Source organism: Brevundimonas lutea (genome assembly GCF_003704105.1).
Classification (GTDB): domain Bacteria; phylum Pseudomonadota; class Alphaproteobacteria; order Caulobacterales; family Caulobacteraceae; genus Brevundimonas; species Brevundimonas lutea.
In genome coordinates this window covers 44,436-59,432 of sequence record NZ_QUOQ01000008.1, presented here as the reverse complement: position 1 = coordinate 59,432, position 14,997 = coordinate 44,436, and the positions used below count along the sequence as shown (strand labels likewise).

Genomic DNA, 14,997 nt, shown 5'->3' with positions numbered 1-14,997 from the left:
ATCAGCCACGCGCGCTCACGTCACACGGCGTCCGACAGCGAGGTGAAGGTGAAGTCCCGCAGCCGCATGGCGGGGATCATCATCCCACCCTCCACACGAACCGGGCGTCCCAACTCGTCGATGTTGTTCAGCATGATGATCGGCGACTCGTTGAAGCGGAAGTTCTTGATCGGATACCTCAGCTCGCCGTTCTCGATATAGAAGGTGCCGTCGCGGGTCAGGCCGGTGACCAGCACCGTCTGGGGATCGACCATGCGGATGTACCAGGTGCGGGTCACCAGCACGCCGCGCTCGGTCTCGCGTACCAGTTCGGCGGTGGATTTGGTCCCGCCGGTCATGATCATGTTGCCCGGATCGCCGACGGCGGTCTTGCCTTCCTTCTGGGCCCAGTAGCGGGAGTAGACCAGGTTGGCGATCTTGCCGTCCTCGACCAGAGCCATGCGTTCGCGCGGCAGCCCTTCCCCGTCCCACGGCAATACCGGAACATTCGGATCCCACGGATCGGCGTACAGGTTCACGCGCGGGTCGAAGACCTGTTCGCCCAGCCGGTTTCCGCCGCCCGCCTTGGACAGGAAGCTGCGCCCCTCGTCCGCCTGCCGGGCGTCGAAGTAGTTGAGCATGAAGGACACCAAACCCGAGGCCGCGGCGGGCTCCAGGATGACGGTGTACTTGCCCGGTTCCAGCGCCCGCGCCTCGGCCGAGGCGGAGGCCTTGCGCATGGCGATCTGGATGTCGTCGGCCGGATCGAAGGTGCTGAAGTCCTGGCTGTTGGTCCCGACCCAACCCGAGCCGCTGCCGTCCTGGGTCCGCACCGTGCAGGTGTAGTCCATGGCCGTGGAGCGCTGATAGCCGAAATTGCCGTTCGAATTGGCGAAGGCGGTGAACGACTGGCCGTCCTCAAGGAATCCGGCCGCCACCAGTCCCGCGCCCACGCAAGGCTCGATCGAGGCGCGCGCCACCCGGGCCCGATCCTCGGGCGTGATGGCGGCGGTGGCCTCGGCGAAAGTCGGGCTGGCCCGGTACTGCTGAGGGCCGACGGCCGGCACGAACTCGGGGTTCTCCGGCGCCAGACGGGCCAGGTCTTCTGATCGACGCACGACCCGCGCCAGGGCCTCGTCGGAGAACTCGTTGGTCGAGGCCGAGCCGGTGCGCCGCCCAAAGGCCGACTGCACCGACAGCGAGGTGTTGCTGATCACACCGCTGGTCGAGACGTTGTTTCGGGCGAAGCGGATGTTACCCTCGATCGAGCCGTTCAGGCGCGCGGTCGCCTCGTCGGCCTCGGACAGGGCGATGACCTTGTCGAGGATGGCCTTGGCATCGGCCTCGGTCATGATGCTCATTTCAGTGTCTCCCCGACCCGATCAACCGAGCGAACGCGCGGTGTTGATGACATTGATGCCGTCGAAGCGGGTCGTCGACGAACCGTGGCTGACCGCCGAAACCTGGCTGGGCTGGCCCTTCCCGTCGAAGAACGAGCCGAACATGCGATAGTCCGTCTCGTCGCAGATGCCGCTGCAGGCGTTCCAGAATTCGGGCGTGCGCATCTGATAGGCGACGTCCTCCAGCGGCCGGGTGATCTCGCCGTTCTTGATCTCATAGAACAGGGTGCCGCCGAACTGGGCGTTGTAGCGCTGCTGGTCGATCGAATAGGAACCGCGCCCCAGGATGTAGATGCCGTTCTCGACATTGGCGATCATCTGCGCCGCCGTCATGGGCGTCGTGCCGGGTCTCAGCGAGACATTGGGCATCCGCTGGAACTGCACCGTCGACCAGGAGTCGGCATAGGAGCAGCCGTCGGACTCGGTCTGGCCGACGATGTGCGCCTGATCCCGCGTCTTTTGGTAGTCGACCAGCTTGCCGGCGTCGATCAGCGCCCACTCCTTGGTGCGCACGCCCTCGTCGTCGTAACCAACCGCGCCCAGGCTGCCGGCCTGGGTCTTGTCGGCGAAGACGTTGACGATGTCGCTGCCGTACTGGAAACGCGCCTGCTGCTTGTCGAGGGTGGCGAAACTGGTGCCCGCGTAATTGGCCTCGTAGCCCAGCACCCGATCCAGCTCGAGCGGGTGGCCGATCGACTCATGGATGGTCAGGCCCAGGTGGTTGGGATCCAGCACCAGGTCGTACTGCCCCGGCTGCACCGAGGCGGCCGACAGCTTCTCGCGCGCCTGACGGGCTGCAGCCACCGCATCCTCGGTCATGTCGTAGGACATGCCATAGCTGACCACGCCGTTGGGCGCGGTGGTCTTGTCCTCGGCACGGCCCTCCAGATACTCGTAGCCCATGCCCATGGGGGCCGACAGGCCGTCGCGCTCGCGGAACTTGCCGGTCGCCTGATCCACCGCCGTCACGCTGAACGGCGCCCAGATGCGGTGAATGTCCTGATCGATGTAGGAGCCGTCGGTCGAGGCGAAATATTTCTGCTCATTGACCAGGAACAGCTGCGAATTGACGAAATTGGCCCCGGCCTGAGTGGCCGCCGCGTTGACGCCAAGCAGCAGGGCGACCTTCTCCTCGATCGGCACCTCCATGGCGTTGCGCCGGATGGGGGTGCGCCAACTGACCTCGCCGAGCGCCGGGGTGGGCGCCAGCTGCACCGGTTCGGTCTGGCTGCCGGCATTGGCCTTGGCGATGGCGACGGCCAGGCGCGCGGCGCCGGCCACCGCCTCGGCGGTCATGTCGTTGGTGGCGGCGAAGCCCCAGGCCCCGTCGGCGATGACGCGCACGCCGATGCCGCTGGATTCTGTGTTGGTGATGCCCTGAACGTTGGCTTCGCGGGTGATGACGAACTGGCGCATGTAGCGGCCGATCCGCACGTCGCAGTAGCTGGCGCCTGCGGCCGTGGCGGCGCTCAGACCCGCGTCGGCCAGGCGCTTCTTGACCGCCACATCGACGGTGGTGACCAACTCCTGAGCCGCGATGGCCCGCCCCGCGAAACCGGGAAGCAACACGCCCCCCGCCCCGATGCCGCACGCGGCCAGGAACCGACGTCTATCCAAGTCACTCTCCCCCGACGATCTTGGCCCCCGCATCACGCGTCGGGCGGTCCGGTCGCGATCCGCCGCGCCGTCGCCTCAACCTTCCCCCTGGCCGCCGGGGAGGTCAAACCCCTTCGGCCCGCATGACAAATTGTTCATTCCCACTCGATCGTGCCGGGCGGTTTGGAGGTCACGTCGTAGACGACCCGGTTCACACCCCGGACTTCGTTGATGATTCGCGTCGCCGTGCGGGCCAGCACGTCCCAGGGGAACTGATAGAAGTCCGCCGTCATGCCGTCGGTCGAGGTCACCGCGCGCAGGGCCAGGACCTTCTCATAGGTGCGGGCGTCGCCCATGACGCCAACGGTCTTGACTGGCAGCAGCACGGCGAAGGCCTGCCAGATGTCGTCGTAGAGGCCAGCCTTGCGGATCTCGTCCAGATAGATGGCGTCGGCATCCTGGAGCGTGGCCACGGCGTCCGGCGTGATCTCGCCGGGGATGCGGATGGCCAGGCCCGGTCCGGGGAACGGATGGCGTCCCACGAAGGCGTCGGTCAGGCCCAGCTCGCGGCCCAGCGCCCGCACTTCGTCCTTGAACAGTTCGCGCAGGGGCTCGACCAGCTTCAGCTTCATGAAGTCTGGCAGACCGCCGACATTATGGTGGCTCTTGATCACCGCCGAAGGTCCGCCTGAGGCCGAGACGCTCTCGATCACGTCGGGATACAGCGTGCCCTGGGCCAGGAACTCGGCCCCCTCGATCTTGCCGGCCTCGCGGTCGAACACCTCGATGAACACCCGGCCGATGGTCTTGCGCTTGGTTTCGGGGTCCGAAACCCCGGCCAGCTGGCCCAGGAACTCGGCCGAGGCATCCACATGGATCAGGGGGATGTTGTAGTGCTCGCGGAACAGCGTCGTGACCTGGGTCGCCTCGTCCTTGCGCAGCAGGCCGGTGTCGACAAACACGCAGGTCAGCTGATCGCCGATGGCCTCGTGGATCAGCACCGCCGCGACCGAGGAATCGACGCCGCCCGACAGGCCGCAGATCACCTTGGCCGAGCCGACCTGGGCGCGGATCTTGGCGATCTGCTCGTCGCGATAGGCGGCCATGGTCCAGTCGCCGGTGAGGCCCGCGATGCCGTGGGTGAAGTTCTTGAGCAGGGCGGCCCCGCGCGGCGTGTGCATCACCTCCGGGTGGAACTGGACGCCATAGATGCGCCGCGACTCATCGGCGATGGCGGCGAAGGGGGCGCCTTCGCTGGTCGCGATGACCTCGAAGCCCGGCGGGATGGCGGTGACCCGGTCGCCGTGGCTCATCCACACCGGCTCGCGGTGATCGACGGCGCCGATGCCGGCGAACAGCGGGCTGTCCTTGGCGATGACGATCTCGGCGCGCCCAAACTCGCGGTGATGGCCACTCTCGACCCGCCCGCCCAGCTCGGCGCAGATCAGCTGTTCGCCATAACAGATGCCCAGGATCGGCACGCCCGCCTCGAACACGGCGTGATCAACGCGCGGGCTGTCCGCCTCGGTCGTCGATGATGGCCCACCCGACAGGATGATCGCCTGGGGCGCCATCGCCTTCAGCGCCTCGCCCGCCTTCTGGAACGGGTGAATCTCGCAATAGACGCCCGCCTCGCGCAGGCGGCGCGCGATCAGCTGCGTCACCTGGCTGCCAAAATCGACGATCAGGACTTTCTGGTGGTCGGTCATGCGGTGCGCTCGTAGAGGGCGAAGAAGAAGCCGTCGGTCCCGGTCGTGGCGGGCGACATCCGAAGGCGAACAGCGGGTGCTTCAGCGAAGGGCGGGGTTGTGGCGACCAGCGAAAAGTCTGGATGATTCGCCTCAAAGGCGTCGGCCGAGGCCTCGTTCTCGCGGCTCAGCATGGAACAGGTGACATAGACCAGCCGGCCGCCCGGCTTCACCAGCCGCGCCGCCTGTCCCAGGATACGAACCTGGAGCGCGTGCAGCCGCTCCACCTCCTCGGCCGTCAGCCGCCAGGCGTCCTCGGGGCGGCGGCGCCAGGTGCCGGAGCCCGAACAGGGCGCGTCGACGAAGACCAGATCGGCCGCGCCGTTCAGGTCCTCCATCCCCCCGCCGTTCTGCCCGATCAGCCGCAGCTCGGCCTCGATCCCCGCCCGCTCCAGCCGGGGCCGGATATTCTCCAGCCGCTTGTTGACGACGTCCGACGCGATCAGACGACCCGTCTCCCTTTGTGGGAGAAGGTGGCCCGCAGAGCGGGTCGGATGAGGGGTCGCGCCGGCCTCTGACGATGAGGTGCCGCCATCAACGGGCGACCATTTGCGCGGCCCCTCATCCGTCCGGTCTGCCGGTCTGCCACCCTTGCCCAGCGGGAGAGGAGGAGCCATCATCTGGCCCAGCCCGATCGTCTTGCCCCCGCCGCCGGCGCAATAGTCCACCACCGTCATGCCCGGTGCGGCGCCGGCCAGGGCGCAGACAATCTGGCTGCCTTCGTCCTGAATCTCGATCCGGCCGTCCTTGAAGGCGTCCAGCGCCTGGATATTCGGCGGCGGTTCCGACGCCAGCCGCAGGCCCACCGCCGACCAAGGCGTGCGCGTGGCCTCCAATCCCGCCTCGCGCAGTTCCGCCTCCACCGCCTCGATCGTGGTCCGGGCGGTGTTCACCCGCAAGTCGATCGGCGCGCGCGGCTGCATCAGCCCCCGGGCCTCCTCGGTCCAGCGCTCGCCGAAGGTCGCCTTGAAGTCCTCCACCACGAATTCCGGCAGGCCGGCCGCGACCCAGCCCGGCAGTTCACCCTCCCCCGCCGTCAGGCGCGATCGCTCCTGTTTCGACAGCGGACGCGGCCCATAGCCTTCTCCGGAATGCAGCGCCTCGATCTCGTCCAGGCTCAGGCCGTCGATCAGGCTCAGCGAGCCGATCACCAGCGCCCGCCCATCCTCGCGCCCGCCCATGGCCCACGACAGCCGTCCGCGCGCGCGCAGGACCTTGTAGACCCGGTCGGCCACGGCCCGGCGATCCTTGGACCCGGCGTAGCGATTGGCTTGGCCCCAGGCCTTGAGCACAGCCTCGGCCGGCTGTCGGCCCTGGGCGATGCTGTCGAGAACCGAAGCGGCGGCGGCGAGGCGGGCGGAAGGGGTCACGGGGCTCCGATCAGACGAACAGGGCGGCGATGATCAGCACCAGCCCCAGCGTCGCCACGCCCCAGGCCGCCGAGCGGACATAGGGCACGCCGAACGCGTAGAGCGGCACATAGGCCAGCCGGCCGAAGAAGTAGAGCTGCGCGCCCAGCAGGGTCAGCGTCCCATCCTTGCCCGCCACATGGGCCATCAGCACGGCCGCGATGAACAGCGGCAGGGTCTCGAACAGATTGGCCTGGGCCCGCATCAACCGCCCGGCCAGCTTGCCCGGCGGCGGCGGTGTCCCGTCACGCGGCCCGGCGTTCCACCTGGCGCCCAGCTCGGCCGTCCGCGCCGCCCCGGCCGCCAGGATCTGCACCAGCGCCAGCACCAGCGTCGCCGCCAGCAAAATGAATTCCGGCGTCATGTCCATGGCGGCCTCCCAGCCCTAGCCCTGCCGATAGTTCGGCGCCTCACGGGTGATCATCACGTCGTGCACGTGGCTCTCACGCAGGCCCGCGCCGGTGATCCGCACGAACCGGGCCTTGGCCTGCATCTCGTCGATCGTGGCCGCCCCGACATAGCCCATGGCGGCGCGCAGACCCCCGACCATCTGATGCAGCACCGGCGCGATCGGCCCCTTGTAGGGCGTCTGCCCCTCGATCCCCTCGGGCACCAGCTTCTCGGACGACACCTCCTTCTGGAAGTATCGGTCGGCAGAGCCCCGGGCCATGGCGCCCACCGAGCCCATGCCGCGATAGCTCTTGTAACTCCGCCCCTGGTACAGAAAGACCTCGCCGGGGCTCTCGTCGGTGCCCGCGAACATCGAGCCCATCATGGCGACCGAGGCCCCCGCGGCGATCGCCTTGGCCAGATCGCCGGAATATTTGATGCCGCCGTCGGCGATCACCGGCGCGCCGCTCTCGCGGGCCGCGCGGGCGGATTCCATCACCGCCGTCAGCTGTGGCACGCCCACGCCCGCCACGATCCGCGTGGTGCAGATCGAGCCCGGCCCGATCCCCACCTTCACCGCATCGGCCCCGGCGTCCAGCAGGGCGCGCGTGGCGTCATAGGTGGCGACATTGCCAGCGATCACCTGGACCCGGTTGGACTCGCGCTTCACCCGCTCGACCGCCCGCGCCACCGAGGCCGAGTGGCCGTGCGCGGTGTCGATCACCACCACATCGACCCCGGCCTCCGCCAGCATCATCGACCGCTCGTATCCCGCGTCTCCCACCGTCGAGGCGGCGCCGACCCGCAGCCGCCCCTCCTCGTCCTTGGCCGCGTTGGGGAAGGCCTGGGCCTTTTCGATATCCTTCATGGTGATCAGGCCGACCGCGCGCTGATCGGCGTCGACCACGATGACCCGTTCGATCTTGCGGGTGCGCAGCAACTCGCGCGCCTCCTCACGACCCGCCCCCTCGCGCACCGTGACCAGCTCGCCGGTGGTCATCAGTTCGGCGGCCTTGGTGTTCAGGTCGCTCTCGAACCGCATGTCCCGGTTGGTCAGCATGCCCAGCAGTCGGCCCGTCCTGGGGTCCACCACGGGAAAGCCTGAAATCTTGCGCGCCGCCACGATTTGCCGGACTTCACCCAGGGTCGTGTCCGGGTTCACGGTCACCGGATTGATGACCATGCCGCTCTCATAGCGCTTGACCATGCGCACCTGATCGGCCTGTTCCTCGGCCGTCAGATTGCGATGGATGACGCCCAGCCCGCCCGCCTGGGCCATGGCGATGGCCAGCCGGCCCTCGGTCACCGTGTCCATGGCGGACGACAGCAGCGGGATGTTCAGTTTGATGTCGCGCGTCAGCCGGGTCGAGACGTCCGCATCCGCAGGCATGATCTCGGACGCGCCGGGTTCGAGCAAAACATCGTCGAAGGTGAGCCCTTCGCGTATCTCCATCGGGAGTCTCCGTTTTGCGGGCCGCGTATAAGCCGCCCCCGACCCCGGGCACAAGGGGCGGAGATGCCGTTCCGCCACGATCGGCGACATTGGCTCTTCGGCGTTGCAACCTTGCCGCCCCGCCCCCATTGTCGTTGGCGATGGTCCGGGCCCTGGTGCAGTCTTTTCGCAGCCTCGCGCTGAAGATCGCCAGCTATGGCGTGATGCACCTGATTGTGGCGATCCTGGTGGCTTATGCCCTGACCCGCGACTGGCGCCTCGCCCTGGCCGTCGGCATCGCCGAGCCGATCGTCCAGACCCTGGCCTATTCCATCCACGACCGCGTCTGGCACCGCATCGAACGACGGCGGATGCTGTCGAACGTCGAGGAGGCGGCCGAGGCCTTCACCGCCCGCCTGTCGGCGATGGACTTGGCCGAGCAGCAACGCAGCCACGGCCACGCCGGTCACAGCCACGCCCTGCCCCGCGAATTCCCCCGCGACCTGCGTCAGGTGGCGCTCAAGACCGTCACCTACTGCGTCATGCACTTCGTGGTCGCTGTCAGCGTGGCCTTCGCCCTGACCGGCGATATCCGCATCGCTCTGGCCATCGGCATCATCGAGCCCCTGGTTCAGACCGTGTTCTTCACCGTCCACGACCGCGTCTGGAACCGCATCGAAGCGAGGAAGGCCGCCCGCGCCGCCGACAAGGTGGCCACGGCCTAGGGCTCCAGAGCCCTGAACCAGCGGTCCAGCATCTCGGCCTCGGCCCGGCGCGCCTCGGTGCGTTCGGCGGCTTCTTCATCGACGCCCCAGCGCTCCTCCTGAAACGCCTCGTCGAGCCTTGAGACCCCGAACAGATCGCTCCCCGACGCCGCGCCCCGCTGCAACGCCAGGCCCAACACCGCCGAGCCGAACAGCGGCGCGGCCATGGCCAGCCCGGCAAGACCGAAGTCGTCCAGCTCAAGCGCCAGCGCCCTAACCCGCGCGATCGCCTCAGGCGATTGGGCCCGGTGGATGATCCCCTCGCAGGGCTCCAGCGCCACCCCCAGTTCCCGCGCCGCCCAGTCCCGCCAGGCGCCCCAATGCCGCGCCTGACGCTCGACCAGACTGGTGGGCGTCTCGGCCAGGTAGCAGAGCGCGTCCGACCCGGCGTAGGCGGCGATCTCCTCGGCCACGGCGTCGCGGGCCTTGCCGATGCGGTCGATGGCCGTGGCCGCCAGTCGCTGGGCCGGCATGGTGGACGGGTCGAGGAACTCGCCCTGCGCCGCCCACTCCTCGGCCACCATCCGCGCCACCGCCTCGGTCGGCAGCTCGACCCGTGCGCCGGCCGGGGTCTTGGGCGTCCGTCCGTCCAGCGTCACGGCCCAGCCGCCCTCGCCCCGCTCCGTCCCGACCTCGTTCCATACCCGCCGCACCCGGTCGGGTGACAGTTCGACAAAGCGGGGACGAGGTGGCTTGGCGGGAGGCGTCTGGGTCATGCCGCCCATCTAAAGGTCCGTCGGCGCCGCCGCCAGTTCGCCGCGCTCGCGCGCCTTCCTGCCATAGACCCATTCGAACAGCGGCGAGGCCATCAGGGTGGTGATGATGGCCATCAGCACCAGCATGGCGAACAGCTCCGGCCCGATCACCCCGTGCTGCAGCCCGATGTTGATGATGATCAACTCCATCAGCCCGCGCGCGTTCATCAGGGCGCCCACCCCCATGGCGGTGGCGTTGTCGTGCCCCGTCAGCCGCGCCGCCGCCCAGCAGGCCAGCCCCTTGGCCGCGACCGACCCGATCAGAACCACCCCGGCGATGGCCAAGAGCCCCAAGTCGTTCACTGTCGTCAGTTGGGTGTTCAGCCCCGAGAAGGTGAAGAACATCGGCAGCAGCAGTACCACCACCACCGGCTCCACCTGCTTCCGCACGCCCTCCGAGAGCACGCCCCGCGGCATGACGCAGCCCAGCAGGAAGCCGCCGAACACCGCGTGAATTCCCACCGCGTCCATGGCGAAGGCCGACAGGGCGAACAGGGTCAGCACCACCGCCAGGGTCGTCTGCCTGACCCCGCCCTGCCGCTCCGCCAACCGCCCGAGCGGCGCCAGGACACGCGGTCCCAGGGTCAGCATGAACACGGCGAACAGCCCGCCGCCCACGATGGCCTTGATCGCCAGCTCCGGCCCGCCGCCCAACATGGCCAGCACAATGGCCAGGATGGTCCAGGCTCCCGCGTCATCCACCGCCCCGGCCGACAGCGACAGCGTCCCGATCGGCGCGCCGGCAAGGCCCCGCTCATGGATGATCCGCGCCAGCATCGGAAAGGCTGTGATGGCGATGCAGGCGCCCATGAACAGGGTTGCCTGGAACTGCCCCACCTGCGCGCCGAACAGGTCGCGGCTCATCAGCCAGGGCGTGATGGCGACGGCCACCAGAAAGGGCGCGGCCATGCCCGAGATCGACACCGCCGCCGCCGAACGCGCGTTCTGGCGGAAATGCTCGGTGCGGAATCCTAGCCCGACCATGAACATGTAGAGGCCGACGCCCAGTTGGGCGAGCACGAACAGCACGCCCCGCGACCCTTCCGGAAACAGCGTGGCCTGAATGTCAGGCGCGATCAGGCCGAAAAGCGACGGGCCCAGGATCACCCCCGCGATCATCTCGCCCACCACCTGGGGCTGGCCCAGAAACCGCTTGGCCAGCCAGCCCACGGCGCGACAGGCGGCCAGGATCACCGCCAGCTGCAGAAAGAAGATCACGCTCAACTCGGCCGGCGTCATGCCCGTCCCCCACGGCCGACCGGCCCCCGAGTTCCGCGTTAGCATGCCCCCCGGGGAACGCCAGAGCTATCGATGGCGGTGCGAACGGTGTAGGCGCGAACACTTCTCGGGGGAGACGAACTTGCTTCAGTTGCGTCGGAACGCCTGGGCCTTCTGGCTCGGCTGCGGGGTGGTCACGGTGGGGGTGGTGCTGCACCTGCCCATGTACTGGATGGGCCGCGACATGGGCTTCCACTTGGCCGGCATGGCCATGGACGCCGGTATGCTGTGGGGCATGGCCGCCATCGTGGTCGGCATCGGTCTGACCGGATTCGGCCTGCTGCCCGCGGCCATCGAGGGCGAGCAAACCGTCGAGACCATCGCTCCGCCCGAGGACGCGGCCCTGACCCGCGCCCACTGGGGCATGATGGCCCTGCTGGCGCTGGCCCTGATCATCGACATCATGAAGCCCGCCAGCCTGGGTTTCGTCACTCCCGGCATGCGCGCCGAATACGGCGTCGGCGACGCCCTGGTCGCCGTCCTGCCGTTCGCGGCCCTGGCGGGCACGGTCGTTGGGTCGTTCGTCTGGGGCTGGCTGGCCGACATCTACGGCCGGCGCGCCACCATCCTGCTGTCCAGCGTGATGTTCATCGGCACCTCCATCTGCGGGGCCATGCCGGACTTCTGGTGGAATGTGGGCATGTGTTTCCTGATGGGCGCGGCGGCGGGCGGCATGCTGCCGGTGGCCTATGCCCTGCTGGCCGAGATCATGCCGACCAAACATCGCGGCTGGGCCCTGGTCTTGGTGGGCGGCATCGGCGCGGTCGGCGGCTATTTCGCCGCCAGCGTGCTGGCCGCCTGGCTGCAGCCCGACTGGGGCTGGCGGATCATGTGGTTCCTCAACCTGCCGACCGGCCTGATCCTGATCGCCCTCAGCCCGCTGCTGCCGGAATCGGCGCGCTTCCTCCAGCACATCGGCCGGATCGATCAGGCCAAGGCGGTGCTGGCCCGGTTCGGCGCCGTGGTGCGGGTGGACGCCGAGACCCAGGCCGCGGCCGCCCGCGAGAGCCATTCCCACCTGCCGCCCGTCGATCGTCGCCACTTGGGGATCACGCTCGCCCTCACCCTGGCGGCGCTCAGCTGGGGTCTGGTCAACTTCGGCCTGCTGCTGTGGCTGCCGGGCGCCCTGGTGGCCGAGGGACGCAGCGTGGAAGCCGCCAGCGCTCTGATCGCAAAATCGACCCTGATCGCCGCGCCCACGGTGATCCTGTCGGTCTGGCTCTACAGTCGCTGGTCGACTAAAAAGTCGCTGGCGTTGATGCTGGGGCTGACCGCTCTGGGGTTGATCGGCTTCCTGCTGCGCGGCGCCGGCGCGCCGTGGCTGGCCGACCCCATCGCGCCCCTGGCCCTGCTGATCGTGGGCTCCAGCGGTGTGATCTCGATCATCCTGCCCTACACGGCCGAGAACTATCCCCTGCGCATCCGGGGCCGGGCCACCGGTTGGATCGCCGGCTGCTCCAAGCTGGGCGGGCTGCTGGCCCAGGGGCTCAGCGTCCTCGCCCTGACCCCGCCGTTCGGCGTCGCCGCCGCGCTGATCGGCATTCCCATGGCGGGGGCGCTGGGCCTGATCCTGTGGCAGGGGCGCGAGACCCGCGGCCGCGACCTGCGCGATCTGGAGGACTGACGCTGTTCCCGCATCAGCGCCGCCCATCGCCGGATTTTCGTCGGGGCGGCGGGCAAGGGCCATCTGGAGGGGTCGATTTGGCCGACACCCTCGCCCGATCCGCTATGGTCAAGGCCCGGTCTTTCTCATCCACCGCTCAGCCAACACGGACGGCCTGGACTCCGAGTCCAGCCGGAAGCGACGCGGTTTCAGCGACTTAGACTCATTGGACTCATTTTTTGTCGGGTTCAGCGTTGCCGCCGAACGCCGGCGAAGGGGTCCGGATCGGCTTCGTGCTCGTCAAAACCGAAATGCTCGAATCCGGCCCTGATCGACGTCCCCAGCGGCGCCTCGACGATCAGCTTGCCGCCGCCGGGATGGTCCAGCTCGATCCGACGCGCGTGCAGCTGCAGTCCCAGCGGCCCCGACAGTTCCCGCGAGACGTCGTTGCCGTATTTCATATCCCCGACAATGGGATGACCGAGGGCGCTCATGTGCGCTCTCAGCTGGTGCGTCCGTCCGGTAAAGGGGCGGAGGCCCATCCAGGCCGCCCGGTGCGCCGCCCGCGACAGGGTGACATAGGCGGTCTCGGCCGGCTCGGCCCCGTGCTCCTTGGGATCGGCCGGGCGCATCATCTCGTAGTCGTTGATGCCGGTCTTCTTCAGGGCCATGTCGATCTGACCTGCTGTCGGCTTTGGATTGCCCGCCACAATGGCCCAATAGGTCTTCTTCGCCTGCCGCCGCGCGAAATTTCCCGCCAGCCGCTTGGCCGCCTCCGGTCCCTTGCCCAGCAGCAGCACGCCGGAAGTGTCGCGGTCCAACCGGTGCACCAGTCGCGGCCGTTCCATCCCCTCCCCCCACGCCGACAGCAGCCGGTCGACGTGTTTCGTCGTCTTGGTGCCGCCCTGCACGGCCAGGCCGGCGGGCTTGTTCAGGGCGATGACCAGCTCGTCCTCGTGCAGCACCAGGGACTTGGCGTAGGCGATGTCCCGGTCGCTCAGTTCACTGGTCCGCTCCGGCCGCTCACCCGGCTCCGGCAGCGGCGGGACGCGCACGGCCGCCCCGGCGGTCAACCGCGCCTCGGGCTTGATCCGCCCGCCGTCGACCCGGATCTGGCCCGACCGCGCCAGCTTCTGCACCTGGATATGCGACACATGCGGCCAGCGCCGCTTGAACCAGCGGTCCAGGCGGATGCCGTCCTCGGCCTCGGCCACATACAGGGTCTTGATCTCGCGGCTCATGCGAACAGCCTGCGCGCCAGCATCAGCCCCAGGAACAGCGCCGCCACCGACAGCACCACCGAGGCCAGGGCATAGCCGCCCGCCAAGGCCAACTGCCGCCGCTCGATCATCAGGGCGGTCTCCAGCGAAAAGGCCGAGAAGGTGGTGAAGCCGCCCAGCACGCCCACGGCCGCGAACAGCCGCAGTTGCTCATTGCCGCCGCCGGCCCGGAACGCCAGCCAGCCGCTGAGCAGACCCATCGCCAGGCCACCGACAACGTTCACAGTCAGGGTCGGCCAGGGAAAGCCGGTCGCGGGCAGCCATCGACCGACGCCATAACGAGCCATGGCGCCCAGGGCGCCGCCGGCGGCGACAAGGAGAAGACGGGTCATGCGCAGCGGCTTATACTGTCGCCGCGGCGATGCGAAGGGAGGCGCGCATGACCGATCTGATCCTGGCGGTGGCCCACCACGCCCTGGTGTTCGGCCTGGTGGCCATGATGGTGGCCGAGCGCACCCTGGTGTCGGCGACCCCGGTCGATGTCCGAAGGCTTGCGGGCCTCGACGCCGGCGTTGGCGCGACATCCGCGCTGGTGCTGGGCGTCGGCATCGCGCGGGTGGTCTGGGGCGGCAAGGGCTGGCTGCTCTACCAGGACAACCCCTTCTTCTGGGCCAAGCTGGCGACCTTCGCCCTGATCGGGGCGCTGTCGCTCATCCCGACCCTGGCCTTCCTGCGCTGGGCGCGGGCTCGAAAGGCGGACGCCGCCTTTCAGCCGCCGGACACGGAACGACGGCGGGTCCACAACGCCCTGGGGATCATGATCCTGCTGATCCTGCCGCTGGTCGGCTTCGCCGCCGCCATGGCCCGCTGGCCGTTCTAGTAGCGCAGCCGGGCTCCGAGGCTCTCGACCACGCCGCGCGCGTCATAGGCCTCGCGGCGGTCCGGACGCGGGCCATTGCCGGTCAGGATTTCCAGACTTGTCGAGGTCGGCGACGGGCCGGAGAAGTTCAGCCCGACCCCGACGCCCACGCCTGAGCTGGAATAGCGGCCATACCGGCCCGAGCTGGCCCCGATGCCGACCGAGGGCCTGACGCCCCCGGCGCTGTCCGGTCGACCATCGACCCAGCGCTGGGTCACCTCGAACCAGTCATAGCCGTTCTCCAGGGTCAGTTCGGCGGCTCTCAGCAGGGCATAGTCGGCCACCGGCCCGGGGGCGCCGACGCCGTCATAGCTGACCCGCCAGCGATCCCGCTCGATTCGTTGCTCGGCATAGCCCTGCCCCCCCGCGCCCATCTGCGGCCCATAGGGCGCCAGGCTGGCGCAGGCGCCGAGCGCGAGAGTCGAGGCGGCGGCGAGGACAAGGCTGAAACGCGTCATGACGGCAACTCCCGGTGTACGCGAGAGAAAGCGGGCGTGGGCGATG

14 protein-coding genes are annotated in these 14,997 nt (G+C 68.8%); 3 read left to right on the top strand and 11 right to left on the bottom strand.

Annotated elements, in window-relative coordinates:
* Positions 1-20: 20 nt before the first annotated feature.
* The 6 genes from EES48_RS13785 to guaB all read right to left on the bottom strand — a co-directional run bounded on the left by EES48_RS13785 (position 21) and on the right by guaB (position 7,975).
* Positions 21-1,340, bottom strand: a complete 1,320-nt coding sequence (locus EES48_RS13785; protein WP_122468442.1) for a TldD/PmbA family protein — start codon at positions 1,338-1,340, stop codon at positions 21-23.
* A gap of 21 nt (positions 1,341-1,361) precedes the next feature.
* Positions 1,362-2,996: a TldD/PmbA family protein gene (locus tag EES48_RS13780; RefSeq protein WP_122468438.1), complete on the bottom strand. Its 1,635-nt coding sequence runs from the start codon at positions 2,994-2,996 to the stop codon at positions 1,362-1,364.
* 134 nt (positions 2,997-3,130) lie between these two features.
* Positions 3,131-4,684, bottom strand: coding sequence for a glutamine-hydrolyzing GMP synthase (gene guaA, locus EES48_RS13775; RefSeq protein ID WP_122468433.1), 1,554 nt, complete (start codon positions 4,682-4,684; stop codon positions 3,131-3,133).
* Positions 4,681-6,093: an RsmB/NOP family class I SAM-dependent RNA methyltransferase gene (locus tag EES48_RS13770; RefSeq protein ID WP_122468430.1), complete on the bottom strand. Its 1,413-nt coding sequence runs from the start codon at positions 6,091-6,093 to the stop codon at positions 4,681-4,683. The genes guaA and EES48_RS13770 overlap by 4 nt, the downstream gene beginning before the upstream one ends.
* A gap of 10 nt (positions 6,094-6,103) precedes the next feature.
* Positions 6,104-6,502, bottom strand: a complete 399-nt coding sequence (locus EES48_RS13765) for an MAPEG family protein (RefSeq protein ID WP_240623380.1) — start codon at positions 6,500-6,502, stop codon at positions 6,104-6,106.
* A 15-nt stretch (positions 6,503-6,517) separates the two neighbouring features.
* Positions 6,518-7,975, bottom strand: a complete 1,458-nt coding sequence (guaB, locus tag EES48_RS13760) for an IMP dehydrogenase (RefSeq protein ID WP_122468427.1) — start codon at positions 7,973-7,975, stop codon at positions 6,518-6,520.
* A 140-nt stretch (positions 7,976-8,115) separates the two neighbouring features.
* Between guaB and EES48_RS13755 the strand changes: the two genes are divergently transcribed.
* Positions 8,116-8,679, top strand: coding sequence for a DUF2061 domain-containing protein (locus tag EES48_RS13755; protein ID WP_122468423.1), 564 nt, complete (start codon positions 8,116-8,118; stop codon positions 8,677-8,679).
* Here the strand turns inward: EES48_RS13755 and EES48_RS13750 are convergent.
* Together EES48_RS13750 and EES48_RS13745 are read right to left on the bottom strand one after the other, a co-directional pair.
* Entirely contained in the window at positions 8,676-9,434 is a 759-nt protein-coding gene (locus EES48_RS13750; RefSeq protein ID WP_240623379.1) for an ATP12 family chaperone protein, read from the bottom strand. The two genes, EES48_RS13755 and EES48_RS13750, sit on opposite strands and share 4 nt — an antisense overlap.
* 9 nt (positions 9,435-9,443) lie before the next feature.
* Positions 9,444-10,712: a cation:proton antiporter gene (locus tag EES48_RS13745; RefSeq protein ID WP_122468416.1), complete on the bottom strand. Its 1,269-nt coding sequence runs from the start codon at positions 10,710-10,712 to the stop codon at positions 9,444-9,446.
* Between the two features lie 121 nt (positions 10,713-10,833).
* Here EES48_RS13745 and EES48_RS13740 point away from each other — a divergent pair, with 121 nt between their 5' ends.
* Positions 10,834-12,375 (top strand): MFS transporter, encoded by a 1,542-nt coding sequence (locus EES48_RS13740; protein ID WP_240623378.1) that lies wholly within the window; start codon positions 10,834-10,836, stop codon positions 12,373-12,375.
* A 227-nt stretch (positions 12,376-12,602) separates the two neighbouring features.
* On the opposite strand, the gene EES48_RS13735 is transcribed toward EES48_RS13740, so the two are convergent.
* The gene (locus EES48_RS13735) at positions 12,603-13,595 is read right to left on the bottom strand and encodes an RluA family pseudouridine synthase (protein ID WP_122468410.1); all 993 of its coding nucleotides are present in this window, start codon (positions 13,593-13,595) and stop codon (positions 12,603-12,605) included.
* Complete coding sequence (gene crcB / locus EES48_RS13730; RefSeq protein ID WP_122468405.1) at positions 13,592-13,966, bottom strand: fluoride efflux transporter CrcB; 375 nt, start codon at positions 13,964-13,966, stop codon at positions 13,592-13,594. The genes EES48_RS13735 and crcB overlap by 4 nt, the downstream gene beginning before the upstream one ends.
* Positions 13,967-14,013: 47 nt before the next feature.
* Here crcB and EES48_RS13725 point away from each other — a divergent pair, with 47 nt between their 5' ends.
* A complete protein-coding gene (locus tag EES48_RS13725) occupies positions 14,014-14,454 on the top strand; it encodes a DUF2214 family protein (RefSeq protein WP_122468401.1) in 441 nt (146 codons plus the stop codon).
* Here EES48_RS13725 and EES48_RS13720 read toward each other — a convergent pair.
* On the bottom strand, positions 14,451-14,951 hold the full coding sequence (locus tag EES48_RS13720) for a CC0125/CC1285 family lipoprotein (RefSeq protein WP_122468397.1): 501 nt from the start codon (positions 14,949-14,951) through the stop codon (positions 14,451-14,453). The genes EES48_RS13725 and EES48_RS13720 overlap by 4 nt on opposite strands.
* Positions 14,952-14,997 lie beyond the last annotated feature (46 nt).